11 protein-coding genes are annotated in these 17,144 nt (G+C 64.8%); 3 read left to right on the forward strand and 8 right to left on the reverse strand.

The window, feature by feature from the left end:
• Positions 1 to 25: 25 nt before the first annotated feature.
• From fcl to ABIB95_RS07675, 3 genes are all read right to left on the reverse strand, one after another.
• Complete coding sequence (gene fcl / locus ABIB95_RS07665; RefSeq protein ID WP_502917803.1) at positions 26 to 1,003, reverse strand: GDP-L-fucose synthase; 978 nt, start codon at positions 1,001 to 1,003, stop codon at positions 26 to 28.
• Positions 984 to 2,054, reverse strand: coding sequence for a GDP-mannose 4,6-dehydratase (gene gmd / locus ABIB95_RS07670; protein ID WP_208072365.1), 1,071 nt, complete (start codon positions 2,052 to 2,054; stop codon positions 984 to 986). The genes fcl and gmd overlap by 20 nt, the downstream gene beginning before the upstream one ends.
• A gap of 68 nt (positions 2,055 to 2,122) precedes the next feature.
• A complete protein-coding gene (locus ABIB95_RS07675) occupies positions 2,123 to 4,432 on the reverse strand; it encodes a polysaccharide biosynthesis tyrosine autokinase (RefSeq protein WP_354238440.1) in 2,310 nt (769 codons plus the stop codon).
• A gap of 918 nt (positions 4,433 to 5,350) precedes the next feature.
• Between ABIB95_RS07675 and ABIB95_RS07680 the strand changes: the two genes are divergently transcribed.
• Both ABIB95_RS07680 and ABIB95_RS07685 read left to right on the forward strand, forming a co-directional pair.
• Positions 5,351 to 6,805 carry a sensor histidine kinase gene (locus tag ABIB95_RS07680; RefSeq protein WP_085400602.1) on the forward strand — a complete coding sequence of 485 codons (1,455 nt, stop codon included), beginning with the start codon at positions 5,351 to 5,353 and terminating at the stop codon, positions 6,803 to 6,805.
• Positions 6,802 to 9,789: a bifunctional [glutamine synthetase] adenylyltransferase/[glutamine synthetase]-adenylyl-L-tyrosine phosphorylase gene (locus ABIB95_RS07685; protein WP_354238442.1), complete on the forward strand. Its 2,988-nt coding sequence runs from the start codon at positions 6,802 to 6,804 to the stop codon at positions 9,787 to 9,789. Before ABIB95_RS07680 ends, ABIB95_RS07685 begins: the two co-directional genes overlap by 4 nt.
• On the opposite strand, the gene ABIB95_RS07690 is transcribed toward ABIB95_RS07685, so the two are convergent.
• From ABIB95_RS07690 to ABIB95_RS07710, 5 genes are read right to left on the reverse strand one after another with little or no spacing between them, the layout of a single operon-like run.
• Entirely contained in the window at positions 9,746 to 9,982 is a 237-nt protein-coding gene (locus tag ABIB95_RS07690; protein ID WP_354238444.1) for a formate dehydrogenase subunit delta, read from the reverse strand. The genes ABIB95_RS07685 and ABIB95_RS07690 overlap by 44 nt on opposite strands.
• Complete coding sequence (gene fdhD, locus ABIB95_RS07695; protein WP_354238446.1) at positions 9,969 to 10,799, reverse strand: formate dehydrogenase accessory sulfurtransferase FdhD; 831 nt, start codon at positions 10,797 to 10,799, stop codon at positions 9,969 to 9,971. Before fdhD ends, ABIB95_RS07690 begins: the two co-directional genes overlap by 14 nt.
• A 4-nt stretch (positions 10,800 to 10,803) precedes the next feature.
• Positions 10,804 to 13,677 (reverse strand): formate dehydrogenase subunit alpha, encoded by a 2,874-nt coding sequence (gene fdhF / locus ABIB95_RS07700; protein ID WP_354238448.1) that lies wholly within the window; start codon positions 13,675 to 13,677, stop codon positions 10,804 to 10,806.
• 10 nt (positions 13,678 to 13,687) lie between these two features.
• Positions 13,688 to 15,244 (reverse strand): formate dehydrogenase beta subunit, encoded by a 1,557-nt coding sequence (locus ABIB95_RS07705; RefSeq protein ID WP_354238450.1) that lies wholly within the window; start codon positions 15,242 to 15,244, stop codon positions 13,688 to 13,690.
• Positions 15,241 to 15,717: a formate dehydrogenase subunit gamma gene (locus ABIB95_RS07710; protein ID WP_354238452.1), complete on the reverse strand. Its 477-nt coding sequence runs from the start codon at positions 15,715 to 15,717 to the stop codon at positions 15,241 to 15,243. Before ABIB95_RS07710 ends, ABIB95_RS07705 begins: the two co-directional genes overlap by 4 nt.
• A 224-nt stretch (positions 15,718 to 15,941) precedes the next feature.
• On the opposite strand from ABIB95_RS07710, the gene ABIB95_RS07715 reads away from it, so the two are divergent.
• Positions 15,942 to 16,835, forward strand: coding sequence for a LysR family transcriptional regulator (locus ABIB95_RS07715; protein WP_014496684.1), 894 nt, complete (start codon positions 15,942 to 15,944; stop codon positions 16,833 to 16,835).
• Positions 16,836 to 17,144: the final 309 nt, after the last annotated feature.

The raw sequence follows: 17,144 nt of genomic DNA on the forward strand, positions 1-17,144 counted from the left end.
GAACCGCCCTACGATCCCTACTCGTCTAGCGCAAGATCTCAGACAGCTGGCGTACCGCGGCTGGATGGCTCGACAGGTACGCCTCGTATGCGCGCCTCACGCCGTCCTCGAGCGAGGTCGTCGCGCGCCAGCCGAGCTTGGCGAGCCGGCTGACGTCGAGCAGCTTGCGCGGCGTTCCGTCGGGACGTGAGGTGTCGAAACCGATGTCGCCGCCGTAGCCGACGATGGCGGCCACGACGCGCGCGAACTCGGCGATGGTGATGTCCTCGCCGGTGCCGATGTTGACCAGCTCCGCGCTCGAATAGGTCTTCATCAGGTGCACGCAGGCATCCGCCATGTCGTCGACATAGAGGAACTCGCGCCGCGGCGTGCCGGTGCCCCACACGATGACGCTCTTTGCGCCTGCGACTTTTGCCTCATGGAAGCGGCGGATCAAGGCGGCAACGACGTGGCTCAGCTCGGGGTGATAATTATCGCCGGGGCCGTAGAGATTGGTCGGCATCACGCTGATGAAGTCGCTGCCATACTGGCTGCGATAGGCTTCCGCCATCTTGATGCCGGCGATCTTGGCAATCGCGTAGGGCTCGTTGGTCGGCTCCAGCGGGCCTGATAGCACGGAATCCTCGCGCAGCGGCTGCGGCGCCAGCTTCGGATAGATGCAGGACGAGCCCAGAAACATCAGCTTCTCGGCGCCGTTGAGATGCGCGGCCTGGATCACGTTCGCCGCAATCGCGATGTTGTCGTAGATGAACTCGGCGCGCAGCGTGTCGTTGGCGACGATGCCGCCGACCTTGGCCGCGGCGAGGAAGATCACTTGCGGCCGCGCTTTCGCGAACCAGTCGAACACGGCGGCCTGGTTGCAGAGATCGACCTCGCGCCGGTCGACCGTGATGAGCCGCACGTCCTCCCGCGCCAGCCGGCGCACCAGCGCGGCTCCGACCATGCCGCGATGGCCGGCGACATAGACGCTCTTGCCCCTCAGCTCAAACGGTGCGTTTGCCACTGGCCGCATCCCGTTTTGCCTCCGCCAGGTCGCTCGCCATCATCTCCTCGACGAGCTGGGCAAAGCTGCGCTTCGGCGTCCAGCCGAGCACCTCGCGCGCCTTGCTGGCGTCGCCGACCAGGAGATCGACCTCGGTCGGACGGAAATAGGTCGGATCGATCTTCACCACCGTCTTGCCGCTCGTCTCGTCGACGCCGGTCTCCTCGACGCCCTTGCCGCGCCAGGCGATGCGGCGGCCGACATGCGCAAAGGACAGCTCGACCATCTCGCGCACCGAGCGCATCTCGCCGGTGGCGAGCACGAAGTCGTCGGGCTTGTCGGCCTGCAGGATCCTGTGCATGCCCTCGACATAGTCCCTGGCATGGCCCCAGTCGCGCTTGGCTTCGAGATTGCCGAGATAGAGCGTCTGTTCCAGCCCGACCTCGATACGCGCGACGCCGCGGGTGATCTTGCGGGTCACAAAGGTCTCGCCGCGGATCGGGCTCTCATGGTTGAACAGGATGCCGTTGCTGGCGAACATGCCGTAGGCTTCGCGGTAGTTCACCGTGATCCAGTAGCCGTAGAGTTTTGCAACGCCATAGGGCGAGCGCGGATAGAACGGCGTCGTCTCCTTCTGCGGGATCTCCTGCACCAGGCCGTAGAGCTCGGAGGTCGAGGCCTGGTAGAACCGCGTCTCCTTCTCCATGCCGAGGATGCGGATCGCTTCCAGGAGGCGCAGCACGCCGATGGCGTCGGCGTTGGCGGTGTATTCCGGGCTCTCGAAGCTGACGGCGACGTGGCTTTGAGCTGCGAGATTGTAGATCTCTGTCGGCCGGATCTGCTGCACCAGGCGGATCAAATTGGTCGAATCCGTCATGTCGCCATAGTGCATCAGGAACGGCACGTTGCCGACATGCGGGTCCTGATAGAGGTGATCGACGCGCGCGGTGTTGAACGAGGACGAGCGCCGCTTGACGCCGTGCACGACATAGCCGAGCGACAGCAAATATTCGGCGAGATAGGCGCCGTCCTGACCGGTCACGCCGGTGATGAGAGCGATCCGCTTGCTCATCCTAGGGCTCGTCCCGCCGCAGCGGGGATCCGGCGCCGCGCCCTCTCAGCATCAATTCAACGGCACCTCTAGCTGCCACTTCTGTAGTATCCATTCTGATAAACACCCGGCTGCTCAAATTTTTCGAGAACCCTTAGATCGGCCTTGTTCAGCACCACGCCAAGCAGGCGATCGTGAAGGTCCGGCTCGGCTAGCAGATGGCGCCGCACCGCCTTGATCCTGGTGCTTCCCCATTCTACCACGAACACGAAGGAGTCGATCACCGGGACGATCGCACGCACGTCGACGACGGGTGCGATCGGCGGAAGGTCGACGATAACATAATCATAGCTTTCGCGCAGTCGATCAAGCAGGGTTCGAAATCCCTGCGAGGCCAGCACTTCGTCGGAATGGACCGGAGCTTCGGTCAGCAGCAGAGGCAGCAGCGCCAGTCCCGTGGCGGCGTCTCGGCCCGTGGCCTGTGCGAGATCGATCTTGCCGCTCAGCACCTCCAGCCATCCGGCTGACGGCCGTGGCGTGAGCGAGCGGGCAAGCGTAGGATTGCGCAGGTCCGCGTCGATCAGGATCACCCGCCGACCGGCATCGGCCAACAGCGACGCAAGGTTCGCGGCAACAGTGGACTTGCCTTCACCCGCGACGGTCGAGGTGATTCCGATCAGCCTGTTCTCGCGGATGGTGGATTCCAGCCACGCTCTCATCTTGATTGCGCGAAACGCTTCGGTGAAGACCGAGATCGGATCGTCGACTGCGCGTCGCTTCAACGGATCGATGAATGCGTAATGGGGTGTATCCGCCGCCACATTCTCCACGGTTTGCGGCGGCGGACCCAGTCGACCGGCCTCTGCATCGAATCCGGTCGCGATCGATCGCGGAGGTGATGGTGCACGAGGTGCCTCTCCAGCCGCGAGCGGAATTACCGACAGACAACGGACGCCCAATTCCTGTTCGGCCTGCGATCCCGTGCGGAAGACGCCGTCGACCGCCTCGCGCCAGGCTGCAATTCCAAAGCTCGCCATCAGCCCCATCGTGAGCGCGATGGCAAGGACGAATGACGCCACCGGCTTGCTCTTCTTCTTCGGCGCGACGGCTGGACTGATCACGCGTGCATCGGTGATCGGAAACGACTGCTGCTGTATCGCCTCCATATAGCGCTGCAGGAAAGTGTCGTAGAGCGTGTGATATACCTTGGCCGAACTTTCGAGCTCGGCCAATCCAAGCCGATCGCGGTTGGTGAGCTGGCCCTCGGATACCAGGCTGGCCAGCGACCGCTCCAAACTTTCTTCGCGCGTCTTGGCGATCTCGTAATCGCTCTTGTAGCTGCCAGCGATCCGTCCGAGCTCCCCGCGGATGTTTCGGCGCGTTTCCTCCATCTGGTCGCGCAGGTTGATCGCGGCCGTATGATCCGCACCATATCTCGTCGAGATGTTGGCCTCGCGCGCAGACAGGTCGACATACTGATTGCGAAGCCGCGTAATGACCTCGTTTTTCAGGATATCTGCGACGGCGCCCTCGCTAACGTCCATTTTCCGGACTTGCTCGATCCGGTCGAGCCGGGCCTTGGCCTCGCTGGTGGCGCCGCGCGCGGCGGCGAGCTGGCTGTTCAGTTCGAACAGCTGTTGTTCGCCGATGAGCCGGCTCGCGCTGCCGGCCGATACGTTCGGTCCGCCGAGGTCGACAATGTTGTTCTTTTCCTTGAACTCCAGGACGGCGCGATCGGCTGTCGCCGCCTTCGACTTCAGCTCGTTGATCCGGTCCTGCAGCCAGGCGCCTGCGCGGGTGACTGTCTGGTATTTTGCGCCGAGCTGGTCGTCGATATAGGCCTCCGCGATCGCGTTGGTGACCTTGGCCGCGGTCTCGGGGCTACGCGACGTGTATGAGATGTTCAGCGCATAAGTCTTGTCGCCGCGCGTGATGGAGCGGTGGGCCAGAAACTCATCGAGCGCCCTCTGCTCACGTTCTTCCACCGTGTTTGAGGTGACGTTCGGACGCGAGAACAGGCTCCAGCCGCCGGCGAATTCCGGATCGTCGGCGAGCTTGAGGCTCCTTACAACGTCGAGTCCCAGCTTGCGCGACGCGAGAATTTCGACCTGGGAGCCCACCTGAAGCGTGTCGAGCGGAATATCCCCCTGCGGCTGCAACTGGTTCTGCAGGACCCGCAGCGTGCTGCTGTCGATCAAAAGCGTAGCGGTCGCGGTGTATTGCGAGGGAGTGATGAGCAGATAGAGCAGGCCGATGGCTAAGGCCACGGCTGGCACGATGAGAATGACCCGATACTGCCGCCGGGCCAGTCCGGACAGTTGGTCGATCAAGGCCGACATCGAGGACGAAGCTTCTTCCCGCCCACCGCTATAGTTGACGCGGGTTCTGTGCAACGGCATGTCCATCGTCGATCACATCCTCGGTGGGCGGGCGGTTGCTCGGAGCAAAAAGGCGCTACCACGACCGCAGCGAAATTCCACCTGACCGGGGCATCTCACCCTGTCTGGTCCCAAGGGCAGCGGGAGAGGCATTGATCGTCGCATAACTCTACCCAGCTAGGAGTATCTCGACTCATGGTCTTGCCATGACCGAGCCCGGCCCGCCGAGTTGTGACGCCAGCCCCCGTAACGTTGATGGCTTTCTCTAGCGAACAAATAATACACATTTGCAACAGTTTGATATGAACTGATGTAGGTGTGTCGTTCGATATGTTATGTGTTATCGCGGCGGACGACGCCGGATGTCACGCGCCGTCCTTTCGCGTCGGCGTGTCGAGGAAATGGCGCATCGGCCGGGGCGGGTTCCGTTCCGTGATCTCGCAAAGTTCAGTGGCTTGCGGTCCAAGCCTCACGTCTTGCCGGGACGCTTCTCGACGCGCGGATCGACGCCATCGCGTTTCTAGATGACCTTGTATTCGCGGGCATGGTTGGGCGCGCCGCCCAACGTCAGTACGTCGCGGCCGTGCTTCGCGTTCGCCGGTCCTGGCGAACACCATTTGCGCGCCGTTCACCGTCAAGGTCAGTGAAGCGGAAGGCCACACCCGATCGCCGCTCCCGCCCATGACCAGATAGCCCAGCCGTCCGCATGAACGCCAGCTTGCAGGGATTTAACTTGGTTCGAATTGAGTGCCACTTTAACGTTCCATTCCGCTGACCAGATGCCTAGGAAGAGAGTCGCGCCAACTTGCCGCTTTTTCGCCAGAGACGGCCGGGAACCAGGCGGCATAAGATGCGGTAACTGCTTGAAACAAAAGGGAATATGAGAAGTTGCTATGACCGGTGATAGCACGCGCAGCGCTCTGATTGGGTACCGGATCCGTGACGGCATTCGGTAAACTCGTCCGCACCACGGCATTCCGGCTGACGCTGGTCTACCTGTTCCTGTTTGCGATTTTCGCGGCCTCGCTGCTCGGCTATTTCGCCTGGAATACGCGGCGGCTGATCACCGAGGAAATCACGCAGACGGTCAATGCCGAGACCTCGGAGATCAACGAGATCTACGGCCGTCGCGGCCTGCGCGGCCTCGTGCTCGCGATCGAGTACCGGGCGCTGCGGCCGGGCGCCAACCTCTATCTCGTGACCACGCCGACCGGGCAGGCGATCGCCGGCAATGTCGGCTCGCTGGCGCCGGGCGTAATGGCGACGCGCGGCTGGTCGGAGACGGCCTACAAGCGGATCGAGGACGCCGACGAGCGCGACCATCGCGCGCTGGTGCGCGTCACCGAGCTCGAAAACGGTTTCCGCCTCCTGATCGGCCGCGACCTCGACGAGCGGCGGCGCCTGTTCGGGATCGTCGCCAAGGCCGCACAATGGTCGATCCTGATCGTGGTCGTGCTGGGCCTCGGCGGCGGCATCTTCGTCGCGCGCCGCGTGCTCACGCGCATCGATGCGATGACCGGCACCGCGCAGCGCATCATGACCGGCGATCTCAGCGGGCGCCTGCCGGTGGGGCGCAGCGGCGACGAGCTCGATCGTCTTGCGGAAAACCTCAATGCGATGCTGGAGCGGATCGAGGCGCTGATGGCGGGGCTGAAGGAAGTCTCCGACAACATCGCCCACGACCTCAAGACGCCACTGACGCGTCTGCGCAACCGCGCCGAGGAGGCGCTGGCGAAATCGGGCAGCGAGACCGATTACCGAGCGGCGCTGGAGCGGACCATCGAGGAATCCGACGGCTTGATCCGCACCTTCAATGCGCTCTTGATGATCGCGCGCGCCGAGTCCGGCCAGGCGCGCGGCAACATGGATGATTTCGACGCCGCCGAAGTCGCGGGCGGCATCCACGAGCTCTACGAGCCGCTGGCCGAGGACGATGGCATGACCTTGAAGGTCAAGGCCGAGCCGACGCCGGTTCACGCCAACCGCGAATTGATCAGCCAGGCGCTCGCCAACCTGGTCGAGAACGCGATCAAGTACGGCAAGCCGGTCGCGCAGACCGGTGGAACCGTGGTCAGCATGGACTCCAGGCAGATCATCATCGAGGCGAAGCGCGAGGGCGACCAGGTGCTGCTCAGCGTCACCGATCGCGGCCCTGGTATCCCCGAAGCCGACCGCAAGCATGTCGTCGAGCGATTCGTGCGGCTTGAAGCCAGCCGCACGCTGCCGGGCTCCGGCCTCGGTCTCAGCCTTGCCGCCGCGGTTGCGACGTTGCATGGCGGAGAATTGCGGCTGGGTGATGCCCAGCCCGGCCTCGTCGCCACGCTGGTGCTCCCGGCGCGCGCCGGCGACAGGGTTGCTCCGCCAATGCAGGATGTGCCACAGAAGGTGGCATGAACCACTCCGCGCCGGGAAACGCGGACAAGACTGGTGAGAGCCTCGCCGCGCGCTTTGCGGAGGCTCCCCATATTGCCGCTTCCACCACCGACGAACGACGTCTTGAAAGCTGGCTGGCCGAGCTCGAGCCGGCGCAATCGGCCCGTCTTGGCGTGTCGCTGGCTCATCCCTTCGCGCGGGATATTCTGGCCGGCATCGCAGAATTCTCGCTCTATTTGTTCGATCTGGTGCGCACTGACCCGCTGCGGCTGATCCGGTTGCTGGAATGCGATCCGGATGCGCATCTCGCCCTGCTGATCGCGGAGGCGAGGGACGCGGTGCTCGCGGCAGGCGACGAAGCCGAGGTGATGCGGCTGCTTCGCAGGATGAAGGCCGAAGCGGCGCTTCTCACTGCGCTGTGCGATATCGGTGGCGTCTGGCCGGTGATGCGGGTGACGGCGGCGCTGACCGATGTCGCGGTATCCTCGGTGCAGGCGGCGCTCCAGTACCAGCTGCGGCAGGAAGCCGCACGTGGAAAGATCCTGCCGCCCAATCCCGAAGCTCCGGAAGAGGGCTGCGGCCTGATCGTGCTCGCGATGGGCAAGATGGGGGCGGGCGAGCTGAACTATTCCAGCGACATCGACCTCATCGTGTTCTTCGATCCCGATGCCACGACGCTCGCGCCCGACATCGAGCCGCAGCCGTTCTTCGTGCGGGTGACGCAGGGCGTGGCGCGCATTCTCCAGCAGCGTACCTATGACGGCTACGTCTTCCGCGTCGACCTGCGCCTGCGTCCCGATCCGTCCTCGACGCAAGTGGCGATTTCGCGAGACGCCGCGCTGAACTATTACGAGCGGGAAGGGCGCACCTGGGAGCGTGCTGCGATGATCAAGGCGCGTGCCTGCGCCGGCGATGCCAAAGCGGGCGAGGCGCTGCTCGCCGAAATCGCGCCCTTCGTCTGGCGCAAGCATCTCGACTTCGCCGCGCTTGCCGACGTCCACGACATGAAGCGGCAGATGCAGACCTATCGCGGCCAGAGCGAGATCGCGGTCGAGGGGCACAACGTCAAGGTCGGCCGCGGCGGCATTCGCGAGATCGAATTTTTCGCGCAAACGCAGCAGCTGATCGCCGGCGGTCGCCATCCGGAGTTGCGGGTGCGGCCGACGCTCGCCGCGCTCGATATTCTCGCCACCAGCAACTGGATCACCTTTGCCGCGCGTGACGAGCTGACCATTGCGTATGAATTCCTGCGCCGTGTCGAGCACCGCCTCCAGATGATCGCCGACGAGCAGACCCATGCGTTGCCCGACGACAAGGAGGCGGTCGAGCGCTTTGCGCGCTTCTTCGGCTATCCGGATCGCGAAGCCTTTGCGCGCGACCTGTTGCGGCAGCTCCAGATCGTGCAAGGACACTACGAAAAACTGTTCGAGGGCGATGACCCGACCGGCACAGCAAAGCTGCCGGCGCTCGACTACAGTGCAGGTCCTGACGATCCGCGCCTGCTGCAATATTTGACGACGCTCGGCTTCAAGAAGCCGGCCGCGCTCGCGCAGACCATACGTGACTGGATCACCGGCGACTACCGCGTGTTCCGCAACGACCAGACGCGAAGCGCTTTCGTCGAGTTCGTGCCGGCCCTGATCGACGGCCTCGCGCGGGCCGAGGAGCCGGATCGCGCCGTCGTGGCGTTCGATCAGTTCCTCCAGGCACTCCAGCTTGGCGGGCGGCTGATCACGCTGCTCGGCCAGAACCGCGATCTCGTCGCGCTCGTGGCGCTGGTGCTCGGCGCGGCGCCGCGGCTCGGCGAGATGCTGGCGCGGAAGCCGCAGCTCATGGATGGCCTGATCGATCCCAGATTCTTCGGCGCGATGCCGGACAAGCAGGAATTGTCGGCGCGATTGGCCGCGACGGTGCGCGACGCCGACTCCTATGAGGAGTTTCTCGACCGTCTCCGCCTGTTCGGGCAGGAGAGCCTGTTCCTGATCGGCACGCGCATTCTCTCCGGTACGGTCTCGGCGCAGCAGGCCAGCACGGCTTTCGCCGATGTCGCCGAAGGCATCGTCCACACCGTGCACGATCTTGTCGCCGAACGCTTCGCCGCCCAACACGGACGTATCAAGGATCAGGAGACCGCGATCATCGCGATGGGCCGGCTCGGCAGCCGCGAGATGACGGCATCGTCCGATCTCGACCTGATCCTGCTGTACGATTTCGACAGCGACAATCCGGACTCCGACGGGGCCAAATCGCTTCAGGGCGCCCACTACTTCGCGCGCTTCACCCAGCGCCTGATCAGTGCCTTCACCACGCGCACCAATTACGGCGTGCTGTACGAGATCGACATGCGGCTGCGCCCGTCGGGACGCGCCGGTCCGGTGGCGTCGAGCCTCGTCTCATTCGCGGACTACCAGGCCAACGAGGCCTGGACCTGGGAGCACATGGCCCTGACCCGCGCCCGCGTGGTATCGGCCTCGGATGAATTCCGTGAGCGGATCGAGCGCATCATCCGCGATGTCCTGACCCGCCGCCGCGATCGGGCGACCATTGCCAACGACGTCGCCGACATGCGGCGCGCCATCGCGCAGGAGAAGGGCGAGAGCGACCATTGGGATCTCAAATACGCTGCAGGCGGCATGGTCGATATCGACTTCATCGCGCAATATCTCCAGCTCGTGCACGCCCATGACAAGCCTGAAATTCTCGACGTCAGCACCCTTCAGGTTCTGGACAACGCCGCCAAGCTCAACGTGCTCCCGCAATCGGAGGCGGAGATCCTTCGCGCGGCGGCGCGGCTCTATCACGACCTGACGCAGATCCTGCGGCTCTGCGTCAGCGACGGCTTCAAGCCCGAGACCGCCGGCACCGACCTTCAGCGCGTGATGGCGCGCGCCGGCGATGCGCCCGACTTCTCGTCGCTGGAGGCGCGCGTGAAGGAAACGCAGAGCGAGGTGAGGCGCGTATTTACGGCGCTGCTGGAAGGGACGTCGTCTGCTTCAGCGAGGTGAGAGCCTCGCGCACGTTCGGCTCCAGGCCTGCGCCGCCCGCGTCGAGATGGGCGAAGATCGCGCGCTTCATCCGGGGATCCCAGAACTTCTTGATGTGATCGGCGATCCCCGGCACGGCCTTGTCGTGGCCCTGGCTGCGGAAGAACGTGCCGATCTGGTTGGCCATGTAGACGAGGCGGTCAGGCGACGACATCGATAATCTCCTGAGCACGATGAGCCGTAACGCGACTCTGGTGCGTGAATATTTCAAACCCATCGCTGCGGGCAATCGCGATCAACGTGATGCCGGCGGCCTCCGCGGTGCGAACCGCGAGCGCGGTGGGCGCCGAGACGGCGACCAGCACCGGGGCACCGATTGCGGCCGTCTTCTGCACCATCTCGACCGAGACACGGCTCGTCAGCAGCACCATGCCCACGCTAGCGTCCGTCCGGCTGCGCGCCAGCGAACCTGCGAGCTTGTCTAGCGCGTTATGGCGGCCGACGTCCTCGCGCAGGGCCACAATGCCATTCGATGGCGACCAGAAGGCCGCGGCGTGGACCGCGCGCGTCTGCATGTTGATCGATTGCAGGGGCGCGATCGCCTGCATCGCCGTCATGATCTGTTGCGGCGTGAAGCTGGACCCTGGCGGGACGACGGCCGCAGGCCGAACGGCCTCGGCGATTGAATCGATGCCGCAAATGCCGCAGCCGGTCGGGCCGGCGATGTGCCGCCGCCGCTCACTGATGCGCGCGGCATCTTGCGACGCCAGCCACATGCGCAGCTCGATGCCGTCGTCGAGGCGGACCACCTCGAGCGACTTGATGTCGTCGACCGACCTGATGATGCCTTCGTCCAGGCTGAAGCCGACCGCAAAATCCTCGAGGTTCTGCGGCGTCCCCATCATGACGGCATAGCTGCCGCCGTTATAGGTCAGCGCCAGCGGCGTCTCCTCCGGGATCAGGCGCGCGCCTTCGGACGCGACTCCGTCGCGCCAGATCTCGCGGTCGATGGCCTGGACCGGCACGTGCATGCCGTTACTCCGCGGCCTCGGCCGGCGCGATGCGGCGGGAGTGCTGCGCCTGCGCGTCATAGGCCTTCTGCCAGTCGGACGGGCCGTTCGACGGCGAGATCTGCACCGCCGTGACCTTGTATTCGGGGCAGTTAGTGGCCCAATCCGAATAGTCGGTGGTGATGACGTTGGCCTGCGTGTCCGGGTGATGGAAGGTGGTGTAGACGACGCCCGGTGAGACGCGGTCGGTGATCTCCGCGCGCAGCGTGGTTTCGCCCGCACGGCTCGCGAGCCGCACCCAGTCGCCGTCGCGCACACCGCGCTGCTCGGCGTCGTGCGGATGAATCTCGAGCCGGTCCTCGGCATGCCAGACCACGTTCTCGGTGCGCCTTGTCTGCGCGCCGACATTGTACTGGCTGAGGATGCGGCCCGTGGTGAGCAGCAGCGGGAAGCGGGGGCCGGTGCGCTCGTCGGTCGCGACATATTCCGTGACGATGAACTTGCCCTTGCCGCGGACGAAGCCGCCGATATGCATCACCGGGGTGCCCTCCGGCGCCTTCTCGTTGCAGGGCCACTGCACCGAGCCGAGTTCGTCGAGCTTGGCGTAGGAGACGCCGGTAAACGTCGGCGTCAGTGCCGCGATCTCGTCCATGATCTCGGACGGATGGCTGTAGTTCATCTCGAAGCCCATGGCCTTGGCGAGGGCGATGGTGACCTCCCAGTCAGCCATGCCGTTCTTCGGTGACATCACCTTGCGGACGCGCTGGATGCGGCGCTCGGCATTGGTGAAGGTGCCGTCCTTCTCGAGGAAGCTCGAGCCGGGCAGGAAGACATGGGCGTAGTTTGCGGTCTCGTTCAGGAAGAGGTCGTGAACGATGACGCATTCCATCGACGACAGCGCCGCCACCACGTGCTTGGTGTTGGGATCGGACTGGAGGATGTCCTCGCCCTGCACATAGATGCCCATGAACGTGCCTTCGATTGCGGCATCGAACATGTTGGGAATGCGCAGGCCCGGCTCCGGGTTGAGCTTGACGTTCCACAACGCTTCGAACTGGTCGCGCACGGCGTCGCCCGAGATGTGGCGATAGCCGGGCAGCTCGTGCGGGAACGAGCCCATGTCGCACGAGCCCTGCACGTTGTTCTGGCCGCGCAGCGGGTTCACGCCGACGCCGGGGCGGCCGATATTGCCGGTCGCCATCGCGAGGTTGGCGATCGCGATCACGGTGGTCGAGCCCTGGCTGTGCTCGGTGACGCCGAGGCCGTAATAGATCGCGCCATTGCCGCCGGTGGCGTAGATGCGCGCGGCTTCACGCAACACCTGCGGATCGACGCCGGTGAGGATCGCGGTGGCTTCCGGGCTGTGTTTCGGCTGGGCGACGAAGGCAGCCCATTCCTCGAACTCGGCCCAGTCGCAGCGCTCGCGCACGAAGGCTTCATTGGCGAGGCCCTCGGTGACGATGACATGCGCCAGCGCGGTCACGACCGCAACGTTGGTGCCAGGCATCAGCGGCAGGTGCAACGCCTTTACGTGCGGAGACTCCACCATTTCGGTGCGGCGCGGATCGATCACGATCAGCTTGGCGCCCTGGCGCAGCCGCTTCTTCAGGCGCGACGCGAACACCGGGTGAGCGGAGGCGGGATTTGCACCAATGATGACCGCGACGTCGGTGTCCTCGACCGAGTCGAAGTCCTGCGTGCCGGCCGACGTGCCGAAGGTCTGCGACAGGCCGTAGCCGGTCGGCGAATGGCAGACGCGGGCGCAGGTGTCGACATTGTTGTTGCCGAAGCCGCCGCGGATCAGCTTCTGCACCAGATAGGTTTCTTCGTTGGTGCAGCGGGACGAGGTGATGCCGCCGATGGCGTCGCGGCCGTATTTCTTCTGGATGCCGCGCATCTTGGCAGCGGCAAACGAGAACGCCTCATCCCAGGACACTTCGCGCCAGGGATCCTCGATCCGCTCGCGGATCATCGGGTTGAGGATGCGCTCCTTGTGGTTGGTGTAGCCCCAGGCGAAGCGGCCCTTGACGCAGGAATGGCCGCGATTGGCCTTGCCGTCCTTGTACGGCACCATGCGCACGACTTCCTCGCCGCGCATCTCGGCCTTGAAGGCGCAGCCGACGCCGCAATAGGCGCAGGTGGTGACGACGGAGTGCTCGGGCTGGCCGATCTCGATCACCGACTTTTCCGTCAGCGTCGCGGTCGGGCAAGCCTGCACGCAGGCGCCGCAGGAGACGCATTCGGAGCCGAGGAAGCTCTCGCTCATGCCGGGCGAAACACGGCTGTCGAAGCCGCGGCCCGAGATGGTCAGTGCGAAGGTGCCTTGCACTTCCTCGCAGGCGCGGACGCAGCGCGAGCAGACGATGCACTTGGAGGGATCGTAGGTGAAGTAAGGATTGGACTCGTCCTTCGGCATCCAGGCGGCGTTGATCTCGCCATGGGATTTTGCGAAGACGTGGTTCTCGCCCTCATAGCCGTAGCGCACGTCGCGGAGGCCCACGGCGCCGGCCATGTCCTGCAATTCGCAATCGCCATTGGCGCCGCAGGTGAGACAGTCGAGCGGATGGTCGGAGATGTAGAGCTCCATCACGCCCTTGCGCAGCTTCTTCAGCCGTTCGCTCTGGGTGTGCACGACGAGGCCGTTCACGACAGGCGTGGTGCAGGAGGCCGGCGTTCCGGCGCGGCCCTCGATCTCGACGACGCAGAGCCGGCAGGAGCCGAACGCGTCGACCATGTCGGTCGCGCAGAGTTTCGGGATCTGGTGGCCTGCATCCATCGCGGCCCGCATGATCGAGGTGCCCTCGGGCACCGTGACCTGGTTGCCGTCGATGGTCAGCGTCACCATCGTCGTCGATTTGGAGAGCGGTGTGCCGTAGTCGATTTCTTCGATCAGAGACATCGTCGTTCTCCTATTCCGCGGCCTGAAGCGTGGTCGGGGCCGGGATGAAATCTTCCCGGAAATGCTTCAATGCGCTGAGCACGGGGTAGGGCGTGAAGCCCCCGAGTGCGCAGAGCGAGCCGAATTTCATGGTGTTGCAGAGGTCTTCCACGAGCGCGAGATTTTCGCTCACGCGCTCGCCGCGGATGATCTTCTCGATGGTCTCGACGCCGCGGGTCGAGCCGATCCGGCAGGGCGTGCACTTGCCGCAGGATTCGATGGCGCAGAATTCCATGGCGAAGCGCGCTTGGTTGCGCATATCGACGCTGTCGTCGAACACGACGATGCCGCCATGGCCGATCAAGCCGTCGCGTGCGGCGAAGGCTTCGTAGTCGAACGGGGTGTCGAACAGCGCGCGCGGGAAGTAGGCGCCCAAGGGGCCGCCGACCTGCACCGCGCGGACCGGGCGGCCCGTGAACGTGCCACCGCCGATGTCGTCGACGAGCTCGCCCAGCGTCACGCCGAATGCGGTCTCGAACAGCCCGCCATGGCGGATGTTGCCGGCGAGCTGGATCGGCATCGTGCCGCGCGAGCGGCCCATGCCGAAATCAGCATAGGCCTTGGCGCCCTCGGCGAGGATGAAGGGGATGGCGGCGAACGACAGCACGTTGTTGATGACGGTCGGCTTGCCGAACAGGCCGTGATGCGCGGGCAGCGGCGGCTTGGCGCGGACCAGGCCGCGGCGGCCTTCGAGGCTTTCCAGCAGCGAGGTCTCTTCGCCGCAAACGTAAGCGCCGGCGCCGACCCGCACTTCGAGATCGAAGCTATAGGTGGAGCCGCCGATCTTGTCGCCGAGGTAGCCGCCGCGCTTTGCTGCCTTGATGGCCGCGTTCATCGCTTCGACTGCGTGCGGATATTCGCTGCGGATGTAGATGTAGCCCTTGGTCGCGCCGACGGTGATGCCGGCGGTCGTCATGCCCTCGATCACCAGGAAGGGATCGCCTTCCATGATCATGCGGTCGGCAAAGGTGCCGCTGTCGCCCTCGTCGGCGTTGCAGACGATGAATTTTCGGTCGGCCTTCGCTTGCGCGACGGTCTTCCACTTGATGCCGGTCGGGAAGCCCGCACCGCCGCGGCCACGCAGGCCGGATGCGGTGACCTCGGCGAGGATCGCATCCGAGCCGAGCGACAGCGCGCGCTCGAGGCCCTTATAGCCGTCATGGGCGCGGTAGTCGTCGAGCGAGCGCGGATCGATCACGCCGCAGCGGGCGAAGGTGAGGCGGGTCTGGCGCTTCAGCCAGGGGATCTCGTCGGTTGCGCCCAGCCGCAGCAGATGCGGCGTGTTGCTGGCGAGGGCGTCGAGCAGGGAGGGCACATCGGCCGCGGTCACCGGGCCGAACGCGATCCGGCCCTGCGGCGTCGCGACCTCGACCAGCGGCTCCAGCCAGTACATGCCGCGCGAGCCGGTCCTGACGATCTCGACTGCAACGCCGCGCTTGGCCGCATCCTGCTCCAGCGCCAGCGCAACCTCGTCGGCGCCAACCGCAATCGCACCCGCATCGCGTGAGACGAATAGACGCATGCTCATCGCTGTGCCTCCGCGACCAGTGCATCGAGGCGCTTCTCATCGAGCCGGCCAATGAGGCGGCCGTCGAGCATTGCGGACGGTGCGGTCGCGCACAGCCCGAGGCAGTAGATCGGCTCCAGCGTGACGCGATCATCGGCGGTGGTCTTGCCGAGGGGCACGCCAAGCTTCGCCTCGGCGCGCGCAGCGAGAGCATCGCCACCCGCAGCCTGACAGGCTTCCGCGCGACAAAGCTTCAGGACGTGACGCCCGGCCGGCCTGTGGCGGAAATCATGGTAGAAAGTGAACACGCCATGCACCTCGGCGCGCGACAGATTCAGCGCCTGCGCCACCATGGGGATCGCCGCCTCCGGCACGTAGCCGAACGCCTCCTGAAGGGCGTGCAGGATGACCAGCGTCGCGCCCTCTTGCTTCGCATGTTCGGCGATGATCTCGGCGCCGCGCGTCTCGTCCCAAGGCTCGTAAACCGCTGTCATTCTTTGTTCTCAGATTGAGCGTCCCTTGATCGCAAACTATTTGGAATCGTTCGAAGATCAATAAAGCTGTCTCATGCTGCGATTGCGAATTCTGATCGATTTGGAAGTGCAATCGGACGATACGGAAATGCAATTAATCGCGTTCCGCTTGCCGGTTTTTCCGTGTTGGTAATGACCTGCCGTGCTAGCTTGCATGCCACGATGGCATCCGAGGGGACGACCGGTTGATCGACAAGCTTGAACTGCTGCTGGCGCTGGCGAAGGAGCGGCATTTCGGACGCGCGGCAGAAGTCTGCGGCGTGACGCAACCGACGATGTCGACCGGGCTCAAGCAACTCGAGGAGATCCTCGGCGTGATGCTGGTCCAGCGCGGCTCCCGCTTCCAGGGTTTTACCCCAGAGGGCGAGCGCGCGCTGGATTGGGCGCGGCGGATCGTGGGCGATGCCCGCGCCATGCGTGACGAGATCAACGGGCTGAAGCATCAGCTCTCCGGCGAAATCCGCATCGCGGCGATCCCGACCGTGCTCGGCATGGTCGCCCAGCTGACGACGCCGTTCCGCGCCAAGCATCCCGAGGTGCGATTCCGCATCCAGTCCACGACCTCATCCGAGGTGCTGGGGCTGCTCGAAAATCTAGAGGTCGATGCGGGGCTGACCTATATCGAGAACGAGCCGATCGGCAAGGTGCGCACCATTCCGCTCTACAACGAGAGCTATCGCCTGCTGACCGCGCCGGACGGAATGTTCGGCGATCGCGAGACGGTGACGTGGAAGGAGGTCGGGCAGGTGCCGCTGTGCCTGCTGACGCCCGACATGCAGAACCGCCGCATCATCGACCGCGCGCTCCGCTCGGTGGGCGCGGAGGCGACGCCGACCCTGACCTCGAACTCGCTGCTCGTGCTGTTCACGCATGTGAAGACGGGGCGCTGGGCGAGCGTGATGCCGGCCAAACTCGCCGAGACGCTCGGCCTGTCCGATACGGTGCGCTCGATCCCGATCACCGATCCTGATGTCAATTACAGTATCGGCATGGTGATCCCGCAGCGCGATCCGATGACGCCGCTGATTGCGGCGCTGGTCAACGTCGCGCGCGAAGTCGCGCCGTCACTGCAATTGTAGGGTCTACAGCGTTTTCGAGCGAAGTGGATACTGGTTCGGCAGGGCCCGAGCAAGCGCCTCGTCCTTCGAGACGACCGCTTCGCGGTCTCCTCAGGATGAGGCTCCGTTGTATCGGTGTTCGCTGAAACTGCTGCTGCGCACTCTGCCCTCATCCTGAGGGCCCGCCGGAGGCGGGCGTCTCGAAGGATGGCCGCAGGCGAGCTTCCCGCCATGCTCTAGCCCGGATATCTCACAGCCGGGCGTGTAGCGATCCGATTGTGAGCGGGGAGCGAGTTTGCGGGGACGGGAGGTTGGTTTGGACGCCTGGGT

Source organism: Bradyrhizobium sp. LA2.1 (assembly GCF_040547725.1).
Lineage (GTDB): Bacteria > Pseudomonadota > Alphaproteobacteria > Rhizobiales > Xanthobacteraceae > Bradyrhizobium > Bradyrhizobium barranii.